The organism is Mesorhizobium sp. WSM1293 (assembly GCF_000513875.1).
Taxonomy (GTDB): domain Bacteria; phylum Pseudomonadota; class Alphaproteobacteria; order Rhizobiales; family Rhizobiaceae; genus Mesorhizobium; species Mesorhizobium ciceri.
Genome location: NZ_AZUV01000004.1, coordinates 85,768 through 99,702 on the forward strand (window position 1 = coordinate 85,768; position 13,935 = coordinate 99,702).

A 13,935-nucleotide genomic window follows, 5' to 3' on the forward strand; every position below is an offset into this window, starting at 1 on the left:
TTCTAGCAGCATGATCCGGCGATTGCCAGTTGCCTCTGGCAGCGGTATCGGCCTTGCCAGAGAGCGATTTGCAATCACCGGCCCCATGCATACATATGGCCGATCAAAGTTACTCGTACCGCGCCAATCGCCTTATCGGGATGGCGCTGCTCGGAGCCCAAGAAATGTCCAATGAACTGACCATGCACGCCACGACCATCGTGACGGTGCGCAAGGGCAACAAGGTGGTGATCGCCGGCGACGGCCAGGTCAGCCTTGGCCAGACCATCATGAAGGGCAACGCCAAGAAGGTGCGCCGCATCGGCAAGGGCGGCAATGTGATTGCCGGTTTCGCCGGCGCCACCGCCGACGCCTTCACGCTTCTGGAGCGGCTCGAGGCCAAGCTCGAACAATATCCCGACCAGCTGACGCGCGCCTGCGTCGAGCTCGCCAAGGACTGGCGCACCGACCGCTATCTGCGCCGGCTGGAAGCGATGATGCTGGTGGCAGACAAGTCAGTCTCGCTGGCGCTGACCGGCACCGGCGACGTGCTCGAACCCGAATTCGGCGTCATGGCCATCGGTTCGGGCGGCAATTACGCGCTGGCCGCGGCCCGCGCGCTGATGGACAGCGACAAGGATGCCGAGGAGATCGCCCGCAAGGCGATGCAGATCGCATCCGACATCTGCGTCTACACCAACAACAATTTCGTCGTCGAAACGCTCGATGCCGCCTGAAGAGGTGGTGACCTATGATTTTCGGCCGGTGACGGAGAAAGACCTGCCGATGATCGCCGGCTGGCTTGCCCAGCCGCATGTTGCAGAGTGGTGGGACGATCCGGAGACGGAAATCGCCGGGATTCGCGAGCATATCGACTCGATTTCCGTCGAGCCGCTGATCGTCGAGCTCGACGGCAAGCCGATCGCCTATCTGCAGAGCTACGACCCGCATCTGGAAGACGACCACCCCTACGCCGACCAGCCGTTCGGCACGCTCGGCATCGACGTGTCGATCGGCGTGCCGGAGTTGGTCGGGCGTGGCCATGGCTCGGCGATCGTGCGCCAGTTTGTCGAACAGCTTTTCGAGGAAGGTGTTCCGCGCGTCATCATCGACCCGGATCCCGCCAATGTCAGGGCGATCCGCGCCTACGAAAAGGCCGGCTTTGTTGCCTTTGACACCAGAACATCGGAGTACGGGCCAGCCCTGATGATGGCGCGCGACGCGACGCAGGAGCCCAATTGATCAGCGCCGAAACCCTGGACAAGGCAGTCGCGAAAGGTTTGATCTCGCAGACCTTGCGCGATCAGTTGGAGGCCATGGAACGCGCGGTCGCTCTCGCCCCCGAGGCCAGGCGCGCCGATGACGAGGGTGACGAGGAAAACCTGCGGCTGGTCGGCGGCGGCAACGATCTGTTCGTCACCGTGGGAACCGTTCTGCTCAGCGCCGGCTTCTTCTTTGTCCTCACCACCTTGCTTCCAGGCCAGACATTCTGGATCGCCGGCATCCTTGCGGTTTTCGCCTGGGGGCTCGCCGAAATCGTCACGCGTCAGCACCGGATGAAACTATCGTCGTCCGTGCTTGCCCTGATTTTCATGGCCGCCATTCTGGCCGCTCTGGCGCTGCAAGTGGAGGCCAGCTTCGGCATACGCAAGCCGGAAACCATCTGGCAGCTATTGGCGTTGCGCCAGACGGCGTCCCGGGCCGGATATCTGTTCCTGGGCGGAGGAATAATCGCGGCGGCGATCTATTTCTGGCGCTTTCGCGTCCCCATCATTGCCGGGACCATCGCCATCGCCTTCACACTGCTTGCCTTCCTGCAAACGGCGATAATCCTGTATGACAGTGTGACAACCGGCGCGATTGCGCCGCCGCGCCTCGAGGACGTTCCCGAATTGCTTCGTGCGGCCCTTTACATGCCGCTGATCTGCGGCCTGATCGTGTTCGCAACGGGTGTCGCTTTTGACATTTACGACAGGGATCGACGCAAGATCTGGTCCGATTGCGCTTTCTGGCTCCATGTCGTCTCGGCGCCGATGCTGGTGCATCCGCTCTTTATCATGGCAACCGGCCAAAACGTCGTATTCGGACATATCGCGCCGGATGCCAATGCAACCATCATGCTGACGATTCTGATCCTTGGCTTCCTCTATGTCGCGCTGGCCATAGACCGCCGTTCGCTTCTGGTTCCTACATTGGCTTACTTCGGCTCGCTGGGCATCTATTATCTGGTGAATTCCGCCTCCGATTCGACGGGCATCCCGCCTTTTGCCTTGATCCTGGTCGTTGTTGGCGCGCTGATTATCCTGTTCGGGGCCGGCTGGCAGCGTATCCGGCGGATTGTGGTCAACCCCACCTTGCCGGCGGCCGTGATCCGCCGGCTACCGCCGCTGAAGGCGTGACAGGGCTTTGTGATGGTCGAGACGGCGACGCGAAACGAGGGGGAATGAACCGATGACGACACCGGCCACGGAAAACAGCTATTCGGCCTACGAAGACAGCTGGCGGATGGGGCTTCTGCTGGTGCTTGCCATGGTCATCTTCCAGGCCGGGGCGCTCTACGGCATGGGGCGGACGCCGATCTGCACCTGCGGCTACGTCAAGCTCTGGCATGGCGTGGTGAACAGTTCGGAGAATTCCCAGCACATTTCGGACTGGTACACCTTCTCGCACATCATCCACGGCTTCCTGTTCTATGCGCTGGCGCGGTTCCTGTTCCCGCGTTCGCCGATCGGCCTGAGGCTGGCGTTCGCCGTCTTCATCGAGGGCGGCTGGGAGCTGCTGGAAAACAGCCCGTTCATCATCGACCGCTACCGCGCCGGCACCATTTCGCTCGATTACTATGGCGACAGCATCATCAATTCGGTGTCGGACACACTGGCCATGGTGCTGGGATTTGTGATGGCGCGAAGGCTACCTATATGGGTGATCGTCAGCCTCGCCATCATCTTCGAACTCGGCACCGGCTACCTCATCCGGGACAATCTGACACTCAACGTGATCATGCTGCTGCATCCGTTCGAGGCCATCAAGCAGTGGCAAAGTGGAATTTAGTGATATGAGCACATTTTCTCCCCGCGAAATCGTTTCGGAACTCGACCGCTTCATCATCGGCCAGAAGGACGCCAAGCGCGCCGTGGCCATTGCCTTGCGCAACCGCTGGCGCCGCCAGCAGCTGGAAGGCCAGATGCGCGAAGAGGTGATGCCCAAGAACATCCTGATGATCGGGCCGACCGGCGTCGGCAAGACGGAAATCTCGCGCCGCCTGGCGCGGCTGGCCGGTGCGCCCTTCGTCAAGGTCGAGGCGACCAAGTTCACCGAAGTCGGCTATGTCGGCCGCGATGTCGAGCAGATCATCCGCGACCTGGTCGAGATCGCCATCGGCCTGGTGCGCGAGAAGATGCGTGAGGACGTCAAGGCGCGCGCCCACGTCAACGCCGAGGAACGTGTGCTGGAAGCACTGGTCGGCAAGACGGCGAGCCCGGCCACCCGCGACAGTTTCCGCAAGAAGCTGCGCGACGGCGAGCTCGACGACAAGGAAATCGAGGTCGAGGTTGCCGACACCGGCAGCGGCGGCATGCCCGGATTTGAAATCCCCGGCATGCCGGGCGCCAATATCGGCGTGCTGAACATCAACGACATGCTGTCGAAGGCGATGGGCGGCAAGAAAACCAAGATGCGCAAGACGACGGTGAAGGAGTCCTACGACCTGCTGGTCAATGACGAGTCCGACAAGCTGCTCGATCAGGACGAGGTGGTGCGCCGGGCGCTCGATGCCGCGGAAAACGACGGCATCGTCTTCCTCGACGAGATCGACAAGATCGCGGCGAGATCGGACATTTCCGGCGGGCCCTCGCGCGAAGGCGTGCAGCGCGACCTGCTGCCGCTGGTCGAAGGCACCACGGTGGCGACCAAATACGGACCGTTGAAGACGGATCACATCCTGTTCATCGCCTCCGGCGCCTTCCACGTCTCGAAGCCGTCCGACCTGTTGCCGGAATTGCAGGGCCGCCTGCCGATCCGCGTCGAACTGCGGGCGCTGGAGAAGGACGATTTCGTGCGCATCCTGACCGAGACCGAGGCCAGCCTGATCAAGCAGTATATCGCGCTGATGAAGACCGAAGGCGTCGAGTTGACCTTCACCGAAGACGCCATCGATTCGCTCGCCGGCATCGCCGTCGATCTCAACGCCAGCGTCGAGAACATAGGCGCCAGGCGCCTGCAGACGGTGATGGAGCGGGTGCTGGACGAAATCTCCTACGATGCGCCCGACCGCAACGGAACGAGCGTCACTATCGACGCCGCCTATGTCGAAAAGCATGTCGGCGACCTGTCCAGGAATACCGACCTGTCGCGGTTCATCCTTTAAACGACGGCGCCGAAACGTTCCGGCGCCGGTCCAGGCAACATTTTCCGGCAAGCAAGATCATGTGTGGCCAGATGGTACCATCTGGCCACCTTTCGTCCTGCCGGGTGAAGGGGCGCTCTCGACTCGACCAAGAGCTTTACCTAGTTTGCGCGGCAATTCTCGATCTCTTAGTTGACGCAATTCCGGAAAACCGTTTCACACTTTTCCTGGAATTGCTTGGGCGGCGGGTGCATGAAAAAACTGATCCTGGTCATTCTCGGCTTGACGCTGGCGGCGACGCTGTTCGCCGCCGAGGCAGCGACATTGGTGCCGCCGGGAAATCGCAATGCCGTGCAGCCCGACATTCCCGGCGCCTCCAGCCGGCGCACGCAGGCGACCAACACCAGCTTCCAGGCGAAGTACCGCAAGGTCTATGCCCTGCTGCAGAACGACGCCGAATTGCGCGGCAAGATCAGGAAGGCGGCGGCCGCCTACGGCATCGATCCCCTGCACATCGTCGGCGCCATCGTCGGCGAGCACACCTACAACGTCGATGCTTATGACCGGCTGCAGACCTACTATGTCAAGGCGATCTCCTATCTCTCCAGCAAGCTGTCCTTCGCCTATGACGGCGAGGACATCACCGACTTCGTCCAGCGGCCGGAATTCAAGAAATGCGCGGGGATGTCCGACAGCTACGATCTGTGGGAATGCCGCGAACAGGTGTGGAACCGTTCGTTTCGCGGCAAGTCGGTCGGCGGGACCAGCTTTCCCGACGACCGCTTCGGCGCCACCTTCTTCCAGCCTTATTATGCCGGCCAGACCTTCGGCCTCGGCCAGCTCAATCCGCTGACCGCCCTGCAGATGAGCGATCTGGTGCACAAGGTTTCGGGCCTGCCCAAGCTCGACGTCGGCGATCCCAATTCGGTCTACAAGACCATCATGGATCCCGACCTGACGCTGCCCTACGTCGCCGCGACGATCAGGAAATCGATCGATGCCTATAAAAGCATTGCCGGCTTCGACATTTCGGGCAATCCCGGGCTGACCGCCACGCTCTACAATGTCGGCAATCCGGAGCAGCGCGCTTATGCCCTGAAGGCGGAGAACGACAGGCGCCGCGCCGCCGGCGAGCCCGAAAAGCTGCCGGAAGAGAATTATTATGGTTGGCTGGTGAACGACAAACTGCCGGAGCTGAAGGCGCTGTTTTAGGGCTGGGGTTCAGAGCCTTTACCTGCCCCTTGTAGGGCAGGTCGGACCGAAGGTTAGGGGCGGTGCCGCACTCCCATCCCGCAGCTGCGCAGCGGCCCCCAAAAAGGGGGAGCGTAGGCTCAGGCCGCCAGCAACGACTTCAGCTTCACGTCCTGCGAGCCCAGCGCTTCCGGCGCCGGCTTGGCCCGCTTGGCGATCAGCATTTCGGCCAGCCTGATGTCGCGGGCGACCGCGTTGCCGGGGCCGATGCCGCTGGCCGCGACCAGCCTGCCGTCTTCAGCCAAATGGAAGAGGATGAAGGCGCCGTCGCCGAGATCGCGGCGCACGATGTTTTTGCCCTCGTCGGAGAGCCCGGCGATCTGCAGGGACAGACCATATTGATCCGACCAGAACCACGGCACCGCCGCATGCGCCTCGCCGGCGCCGAGCATGTTCCTGGCCGCCAGCGCGCCCTGTTCCTGGGCGTTGCGCCAGGCTTCCAGCCGCACCCGGCGGCCGCCATAGACGGCGAGCGGAAACGAGCAGCAATCGCCGGCGGCAAAGATGTCGGGATCGCTGCTGCGCAGCTCGGCATCGACTGCAATGCCATTGTCGATCGTCAGCCCCGCTTCGGCCGCAAACCCGGTCACCGGCACGGCGCCGATGCCGATGATCGCGAGGTCGGCTGATATCTCCCGTCCGCCGGCAAGGGTGACGCGCACCTCGTTGCCATCGTCGGCGATGGACGCGATGCCGTCGCCGCACAGGATGTCGACGCCCTCGGCGACATGCGCCTCATGGATGATTTCCGCGATCTCCGCCGGCACGCCGCGCATCAGGATTCGAGGCTGCGCCTCGATGACGGTGACCGCGGCACCGAGCTTGCGGGCCGCGGCGGCGAGTTCGAGGCCGATAAAGCCGCCGCCGATGATGGCGATACGGTTGCCGGGGGTGAGATGCGCGCGAATGGCGAGCGCATCAGCGAAGGTTCTGAGATAGACGCAGCGCGGACCCAGACCCGGCATCGGCAGCTTGCGCGGCGTCGAACCGGTTGCCAGCAGGAGCTTGTCGTAAGGCAGGACCGATCCGTCCGACAGGCGCACAGTATGCGCCGCGCGGTCGATCGCGACGGCCTGGACGGAATGGACATGCCGGATCGACTTCTCGGCCAGAATTGCGTCGCTGGCGATCGCCTTGATCTCGGGCGCATCGCTGGCCATCGCCTCCTTGGACAGAGGCGGGCGCTCATAGGGCAGATGCGGCTCGTCGCCGACCAGCGTCACCGGCCCCTGATAATCGAGGTCGCGCAGCGCCAATGCCGCCCGCCCGCCGCATTCGCCGGCGCCGATGATGAGCATCCCCCCCGCCATATCGGTCATCCGATCTGGATCAGGACTTTGCCGGCATCGACCTTGACCGGATAGGTCTTGAGATTGACGCAGACCGGGGCGCCGCGGGCGTCACCCGTCTTGTAGTTGAAGCGCCCATTGTGCTTGGGGCATTCGATGATGTCATCCATCACCAGCCCGTCGGCCAGGTGCACCTTTTCATGCGTACAAAGGCCGTCGGTGGCGAAGAACTCGTCGTCGGGGCTGCGATAGATGGCGAAGGTGCGGCCGCCATGGTCGAAGCGCATCACATCCTCCTCGTCTATGTCGCCGGTGGCGCAGGCCTCGACCCAGTCGCTCATTCAAGTCCTCCCAAAAGCAAAAAAGTGCGCAGCGGTTTTCCGTCCGGAATTGCGTTAAATAAACAGTCTGGATCGGATGGAAGCACGATCATTCCGCCGCGGCGGCGACAGTGTCGTTGTGGAATTCTTCGCGATATGGCCGTGCGGTCGGCGGCAGCTCGCGCTTGAGGAAATAGTCCTCGTTGCGCAGCTGGCGCAGGAAGACCGGGATCATCTCGCGGTAGCCGGCCAGGATCGACGGTGTCGGTTCCGGCAGATCGTGCTTGATCAGTTCGTGCAGCCTCGGCAGCGCATGATAGGGCACCATCGGAAACATGTGATGCTCGACATGGTAGTTCATGTTCCAGTAGATGAAGCGGCTGATCGGGTTCATGTAGACGGTGCGGCTGTTCAGCCTGTGGTCGGTGACGTTGTCGGCGAGGCCACCATGCTGCAGCAGCCCGACCATGACATGGTGCCAGGCGCCGTAGAGCCTGGGCAGGCCGACCAGCATCAGCGGCAGGAACGAACCGGTGTAGAGCGCCAGCCCGACGGTGGCGGCATAGATCGCCGTCCAGATGCGGGCGACGCGGATCGCCTTGGGCTGTTCCTGTTCTGGAATGAAGGTCTTTTCGGCGGCGCTGACGGTGCCGGCGGCGTTGCGCAGCATATCGCTCATCGCATGCCAGGCGTCGAGCACGCCGACGAAGCCCAGCATGGCGCGAACCAGATCCGGCGGCCGCATCACCGAGATTTCCGGGTCGCGGCCGACGATGATGGTGTCGGTGTGGTGGCGCGTGTGGCTCCAGCGCCAGGTCACCGGATTGCGCATGATCATGAAGCAGGCGATCTGATAGACCGCATCGTTCATCCATTGCGTGCGGAAGGCGGTGCCGTGACCGCATTCGTGCCAGCGTGAATCCGTCGAGGAGCCGTAGAGCACGCCATAGACGAAGAAGAACGGCACGCACCACCATGTGCCCCAGAGCCAGGCGCCGCCGGCGCCGCTGACGATCAGGGCGGCGAACCAGATCGCCGTATCGCGGATCGCCGGCCCGTCGGAGCGCTGCATCAGCTCCTTCATCTGCTTGCGCGGTATGTCGGTGTGATACCACTCGGCCGCCGACAGGCCGGTCTCGACGGCGAGCTTGGCGTCGCGGCCGATCAGGCTGTAGTCACGCCGGGACGGCGCAGTGGACATGATTGCCTCCCTCGGCAAAGGCATCCGCCAGAGCGAATGCCATGAAATCCCTTGGCTTCAGGCGTCAAAGTAACGCCGACCGATGATAGACTCAACATCATAAAGATAGTTTCTATCATTTCCCATCAGGATGATGTACGAAGGGCTCGAGCAAACCCGACGAGGCAAGCATGGTGAAGCGGCCGACAATATCCGATCTGGCGCGCATCTCGGGCGTCAGTGTCGCCACCGTCGACCGCGTGCTGAACAACCGGCTGCCGGTACGCGAAGAGACAGCGCGCCGCGTCTACGAGACCGCTACCGACATCGGCTACCACGCCGCCGGCCTTATCAAGCAGCGCATGCGCCAGGAGTTGCCGGAGTACCGCCTGGGCTTCCTGCTGCTGCGGGGCAATGATGCCTTCTACGGTGACTTCGCGCGGGAACTCGAACTGGCCATCTCGCAATCGCAGCGCTTCCGCGGCGTTGCGAGCATCGATTTCGCCAGCTCCCTGGCTCCCGACGAGATCGCCTCCCAGATGCGCAGGCTGGCGGCGAAATCGAGGGCCATCGCGGTGGTCGGTCCGGACCATCCGACCCTGACAGCGGTCGTGGAAACCTTGAAGGCGAGAGGGCAGCCGGTCTTTTCGGTGCTGTCCGATTTTGCCGCCGGCATCCGGGAGGGCTATATCGGCCTCGACAACCGCAAGGTCGGGCGCACCGCCGCATGGATGATCTCCAAGGCAGCCAAGCGGCCCGGCAAGGTCGCCCTCTTCGTCGGCAGCCACCGCTTCCACGGCCATGAGCTGCGCGAGATCGGCTTTCGCTCCTTCTTCCGCGAGCATGCGCCGGAGTTCAGCGTGCTTGAAACGCTGGTCAATCTGGAAGCCAACCAGGTGACCCATGACGCGATGATCGATCTTCTGGCGCGCTATCCGGATCTTGCCGGCTGCTACGTCGCCGGCGGTGGCATGGAAGGCGCGGTCTCGGCGCTGCGGGCAGCGAAGCCCGCGACTATGCCGGTGGTCGTCTGCAACGAGATCAACGCCGAGTCGCGCGCGGCACTCGCCGACAACATCCTCACCATGGTGATCTCGACCCCGCTCGCTGCTTTATGCCGTGAGCTCGTCGACCTGATGGCGCATGCCATCGAAACCGGCGCCGCCAACGCTCCGGGCCAGACCTTTCTGCCCTTCGACATCTATCTGCCGGAAAACATCTAGCCAGCCGCCGCGCGAGGTGCCGAGGCAAATGATAGAATCCATCAGAGCGATGCGTAAATCGGCCCGCAGGCCGCGGAATCGCCCTTGACGCCCCGATGTGAAATGGAATAAATATTTCATCATCTGTATATTTTGGTTCTTTCGTTCCGGAATATCTGTTTCAAACAGAGGGTTTGACGTTCCAGCCAACGGCAAGCGTCACCCGGAATAGAAATGACATCAGGGAGAGATTCCCCGGGGAGATCGGGGATTCCGGATAAATCGGTGAAACCGGACACCAATATGTGGAGGAGAAACACAATGAAGAAATTGATTTTAGGCGTCGCCTTCGCGGCGCTGATGAGTTCATCCGCTCTGGCCGCCAAGGTTGGCGTGTCGATGGCCAAGTTCGACGACAACTTCCTGACCGTGCTGCGCAACGGCATGATCGAGCAGGCCAAGGGTATGAGCGGCGTCGAGCTGCAGGTCGAGGACGCGCAGAACGACGTTGCCAAGCAGCTTGACCAGATCAAGAACTTCGCCGCTTCGGGCGTCGACGCCATCATCGTCAACCCGGTCGACACTTCGGCCACGCAGGCGATGTCGGATGCCGCCGCCGCAGCCAAGATCCCGCTGGTCTATGTCAACCGCGAGCCGGTCAATGTCGACACGCTGCCCGACAACCAGGCCTTCGTCGCCTCGAACGAAGCCGATTCCGGCACGCTCGAGACCAAGGAAGTCTGCCGCCTGTTCAAGGAAGCCGGCAAGAAGGAAGCCAATGTCTATGTGATCATGGGCGAGCTTTCCAACCAGGCCGCCGTGCAGCGCACCAAGGACATCGACGACGTGATCGCGACGCCGGATTGCAGCTTCATCAAGATCATCGACAAGCAGACGTCGAACTGGAACCGCGACGAGGCGCAGAACCTGATGACCAACTGGCTGTCGACCGGCAAGCCGTTCGACGGCGTCATCGCCAACAATGACGAAAGCGCCATCGGCGCCATCCAGGCGATGAAGGCCGGCAACATCGACATGAAGGCGGTTGTCGTCGGCGGCGTCGATGCCACCCAGGACGCGCTGGCGGCCATGCAGGCGGGCGACCTCGACGTAACCGTGTTCCAGGACGCCGCCGGCCAGGGCGCCGGCGCTCTCGATGCGGCGCTCAAGCTCTCCAAGGGCAAGAAGGTCGAGCACAAGGTCTACGTGCCCTTCCAGCTGGTGACGCCAGCCAACATCGACAAGTTCCTGAAGAAGAACTGAGCCGCCAGCGGTTCGATACGGAGCGGCGCTCTCGATCAAGACAGCGCCGCTCCCCTCTCTCCCTCAGCGCCGGCATGGCGCGAGGGCGACCGCGGCTGATGGAGGACAGAATACGTGGCACAGACATCTCATGGCGTCGGCGGCGTCGGTTATGATGCGAAGAAGCGCACATGGCCGGCCGAGTTCAATGTTTTCCTGGCCCTGGTCATTCTCGTCGTCATCTTCGAACTGATCGGCCGCATCTTTCTCGGCGACAGCTTCCTGTTCAACACACGCAGCGATGTCGGCGGCATCTTCAACGAAGCGCGCCTGCAGATCATCATCCTGCAGGTGTCGATCGTCGGCATCATCGCCATCGGCGTGACACAGGTCATCATCACCGGCGGCATCGACCTGTCCTCGGGCTCGATCGTCGGCGCGACCGCCATGATCGCCATGAGCTTCGCCCAGGTGGCGACGGTCAACGGCAACCCCAATCCCAAGGCGATGTTCCTGGCGCAGGGCTGGACCGACCTGCCTGTCATCGTGCCGCTGCTGGTGGCGATCGCCTGCGGCCTCTTCGCCGGCCTGGTCAATGGCGCGCTGATCGCCTACACGCGCATTCCGCCGTTCATCGCCACGCTCGGCATGATGGTGACCGCGCGCGGTATCGCCAAATGGTGGTCCAAGGGCCAGCCGATCTCGTTTCCCACCGAGAGTTTCGCCAGCATCGGCAAAGGCCTGATGCCGGTCGTCATCTTCCTGTCGCTGGCCATCCTGTTCCAGCTGATCATGACCTATACGAGGTACGGCAAGCACTGTTACGCGATCGGCTCCAACGAGGACGCCGCGCGCATGTCCGGCATCAAGATCGCCAATCACAAGATCCTGGTCTACGTCATCGCCGGCATTCTCGCCGCGCTCGCCGCCGTGGTGCTGAGCTCCAAGAACCTGACCGCGCAGTCCGGCATGGGCGTGATGTACGAACTCGACGCCATCGCCATGGCGGTCATCGGCGGGGTCTCGCTGTCGGGCGGCCGCGGCTCGATCATCGGCACGGTGATCGGCTCGCTGATCTTCGGCGTCATCATCTCCGGCTTCACCTTCCTGCGCCTCGACGCCTACTACCAGGAGATGGTCAAGGGCGTGATCATCGTCGGTGCGGTGGTTCTCGACCAGTGGCGCCAACGCCTGCGGGCAATGAGGGCATGACCATGTCAGACATCGTCCTGAAGACCGAAAACCTGACCAAGCGCTATGGCGGCGTGCATGCGCTGGAAGGCGCGAATTTCGAGCTGCGCAAGGGCGAGCATGTCGCCATCATGGGCGACAACGGCGCCGGCAAATCGACCTTCGTGCGCCAGATCACCGGCGTCGAGCAGCGCACCAGCGGCCAGATCTGGTTCGACGGCAAGGAAGTGAACTTTGCCGGGCCGATCGAGGCCCGCACGGCGGGCATCGAGACCGTGTTCCAGAATCTGGCGCTGGCCGACGATCTCGACGTGCCGTCGAACCTGTTCCTCGGCCGCGAGAAGGTTTTGTTCAACCTCGGCCCGTTCTCGATCCTCGACCGCAAATACATGCGCAAGGCGACCGAGGCGGCGCTGGTCCGCACGGCGGTGAAGATCCCCAATCTGTCCAACACCATCCGCCACATGTCGGGCGGCCAGCGCCAGTGCGTGGCGATCGCCCGGACCGCGACCTTCGCCTCCAAGCTGATCATCATGGACGAGCCTACCGCCGCCCTTGGCGTGCAGGAGACCGCGCAGGTCGAAAACATCGTGCGTACGCTGAAGGACAATGGCGAGCCGCTGATCCTGATCAGCCACAATATGCGCCAGGTGTTCGATCTCTGCGACCGTATCGTCGTGTTCCGGCGCGGCCGCATCGTCGCCAATCTGCGCAAGGAGAACACCGACGGAAACGATATCGTCTCCTACATCACCGGCGCCAAGACCGGGGAGGCGGAACTCGCGGCCTAAAACAGGGCGATCGCCCTGTTTTAGGGACGATATGCGTGCTTGAAACAATCTTGCCCCCTTCCTCAGGGAAGGTGCGGACACAACTCTCTCCAACCCATCCCCCAGAGGAATACCCATGACCGTTCGCTTCGCTCTCCTCGGTGCCGGCCGCATCGGCAAGGTCCACGCCCGTGCCGTCGGCTCGAACCCGCAGGCCAAACTGGTTGCGGTTGCCGATGCGTTCGAGAAGGCGGCCACCGAACTGGCCAGCGCCTATGGCGCCGAGGTGCGCAGCATCAAGGACATCGAGAAAGCCGGAGATATCGACGCCGTCATCATCTGCACGCCGACCGACACCCATGCCGATCTGATCGAGCGCTTCGCCAAGGCCGGCAAGGCGATCTTCTGCGAGAAGCCGATCGACCTCGACGTCAAGCGCGTCGAGAAATGCCTGGCCGTGGTCGAGAAGACCAAGGCGACGCTGATGGTCGGCTTCAACAGGCGCTTCGATCCACACTTCGCCGCCGTGCGCAAGGCGATCGACGACGGCGCCATCGGCACCGTCGAGATGGTCACCATCACCTCGCGCGATCCCGGCGCGCCGCCGATCGACTACATCAAGCGTTCGGGCGGCATTTTTCGCGACATGACCATCCATGATTTCGACATGGCGCGCTTCCTGCTCGGCGAAGAGGTCGTGGCGGTCAGCGCCCATGCCTCGGTGCTGGTCGACAAGAAGATCGGTGATGCCGGCGATTTCGATAGCGTCAGTGTCATCCTCGAAACCGCTTCCGGCAAGCAGGCCGTCATCTCCAACTCGCGCCGCGCCACCTATGGCTACGACCAGCGCATCGAGGTGCATGGCTCGAAAGGCATGGTCGCGGCCGAGAACCAGCGCCCGGTGTCGATCGAGCTGGCCAACGAGAAGGGCTATACCCGCCCGCCGCTGCACGACTTCTTCATGACCCGCTATCTCGACGCCTATGCCAATGAGATCGCTGCTTTCATCGCCGCAGCGACATTAGGCAAGAAGGCCGCGCCGAGCGGCGCGGACGGACTGGTGGCGCTGAAACTGGCCGACGCAGCGCTGAAATCAGCAACGACCGGCAAGACCGTCCGTCTCGACAAGTAAGAGAACCCTTAGGAAAAACCACAGGAGCAGAGCG

At 62.6% G+C, this 13,935-nt stretch carries 14 protein-coding genes; 11 read left to right on the forward strand and 3 right to left on the reverse strand.

What is annotated here, in order from left to right:
• Positions 1-164 precede the first annotated feature (164 nt).
• The 6 genes from hslV (at position 165) to M729_RS0105910 (ending at position 5,536) form a co-directional block, all read left to right on the forward strand.
• Positions 165-716, forward strand: coding sequence for an ATP-dependent protease subunit HslV (hslV, locus tag M729_RS0105885; RefSeq protein ID WP_013528351.1), 552 nt, complete (start codon positions 165-167; stop codon positions 714-716).
• Positions 706-1,221, forward strand: a complete 516-nt coding sequence (locus M729_RS0105890; RefSeq protein ID WP_027161036.1) for a GNAT family N-acetyltransferase — start codon at positions 706-708, stop codon at positions 1,219-1,221. Before hslV ends, M729_RS0105890 begins: the two co-directional genes overlap by 11 nt.
• Entirely contained in the window at positions 1,218-2,378 is a 1,161-nt protein-coding gene (locus tag M729_RS0105895) for a hypothetical protein (RefSeq protein WP_027161037.1), read from the forward strand. Before M729_RS0105890 ends, M729_RS0105895 begins: the two co-directional genes overlap by 4 nt.
• A gap of 106 nt (positions 2,379-2,484) precedes the next feature.
• Entirely contained in the window at positions 2,485-3,030 is a 546-nt protein-coding gene (locus tag M729_RS0105900) for a DUF2585 domain-containing protein (RefSeq protein ID WP_245267545.1), read from the forward strand.
• 4 nt (positions 3,031-3,034) lie between these two features.
• On the forward strand, positions 3,035-4,345 hold the full coding sequence (hslU, locus tag M729_RS0105905) for an ATP-dependent protease ATPase subunit HslU (protein WP_024502005.1): 1,311 nt from the start codon (positions 3,035-3,037) through the stop codon (positions 4,343-4,345).
• A gap of 231 nt (positions 4,346-4,576) precedes the next feature.
• Complete coding sequence (locus M729_RS0105910) at positions 4,577-5,536, forward strand: DUF1402 family protein (protein ID WP_027161039.1); 960 nt, start codon at positions 4,577-4,579, stop codon at positions 5,534-5,536.
• A gap of 119 nt (positions 5,537-5,655) precedes the next feature.
• Here M729_RS0105910 and M729_RS0105915 read toward each other — a convergent pair whose 3' ends face one another.
• The 3 genes from M729_RS0105915 to M729_RS0105925 form a co-directional block, all read right to left on the reverse strand.
• Positions 5,656-6,894 carry an FAD-dependent oxidoreductase gene (locus M729_RS0105915; protein ID WP_027161040.1) on the reverse strand — a complete coding sequence of 413 codons (1,239 nt, stop codon included), beginning with the start codon at positions 6,892-6,894 and terminating at the stop codon, positions 5,656-5,658.
• Positions 6,891-7,205, reverse strand: coding sequence for a MocE family 2Fe-2S type ferredoxin (locus tag M729_RS0105920; protein ID WP_027161041.1), 315 nt, complete (start codon positions 7,203-7,205; stop codon positions 6,891-6,893). The genes M729_RS0105915 and M729_RS0105920 overlap by 4 nt, the downstream gene beginning before the upstream one ends.
• An 88-nt stretch (positions 7,206-7,293) precedes the next feature.
• Positions 7,294-8,385 carry a fatty acid desaturase family protein gene (locus M729_RS0105925; RefSeq protein ID WP_027161042.1) on the reverse strand — a complete coding sequence of 364 codons (1,092 nt, stop codon included), beginning with the start codon at positions 8,383-8,385 and terminating at the stop codon, positions 7,294-7,296.
• 170 nt (positions 8,386-8,555) lie between these two features.
• Here M729_RS0105925 and M729_RS0105930 point away from each other — a divergent pair, with 170 nt between their 5' ends.
• From M729_RS0105930 to iolG, 5 genes are all read left to right on the forward strand, one after another.
• On the forward strand, positions 8,556-9,587 hold the full coding sequence (locus M729_RS0105930) for a LacI family DNA-binding transcriptional regulator (RefSeq protein WP_027161043.1): 1,032 nt from the start codon (positions 8,556-8,558) through the stop codon (positions 9,585-9,587).
• Between the two features lie 300 nt (positions 9,588-9,887).
• Positions 9,888-10,829, forward strand: a complete 942-nt coding sequence (locus M729_RS0105935; RefSeq protein WP_027161044.1) for a sugar ABC transporter substrate-binding protein — start codon at positions 9,888-9,890, stop codon at positions 10,827-10,829.
• Between the two features lie 114 nt (positions 10,830-10,943).
• Entirely contained in the window at positions 10,944-12,020 is a 1,077-nt protein-coding gene (locus M729_RS0105940) for an ABC transporter permease (protein WP_013528362.1), read from the forward strand.
• Positions 12,021-12,022: 2 nt separating this feature from the next.
• Entirely contained in the window at positions 12,023-12,790 is a 768-nt protein-coding gene (locus tag M729_RS0105945) for an ATP-binding cassette domain-containing protein (protein WP_023810655.1), read from the forward strand.
• Positions 12,791-12,905: 115 nt separating this feature from the next.
• Complete coding sequence (gene iolG, locus M729_RS0105950; protein ID WP_027161045.1) at positions 12,906-13,901, forward strand: inositol 2-dehydrogenase; 996 nt, start codon at positions 12,906-12,908, stop codon at positions 13,899-13,901.
• The last annotated feature ends 34 nt before the right edge of the window (positions 13,902-13,935 follow it).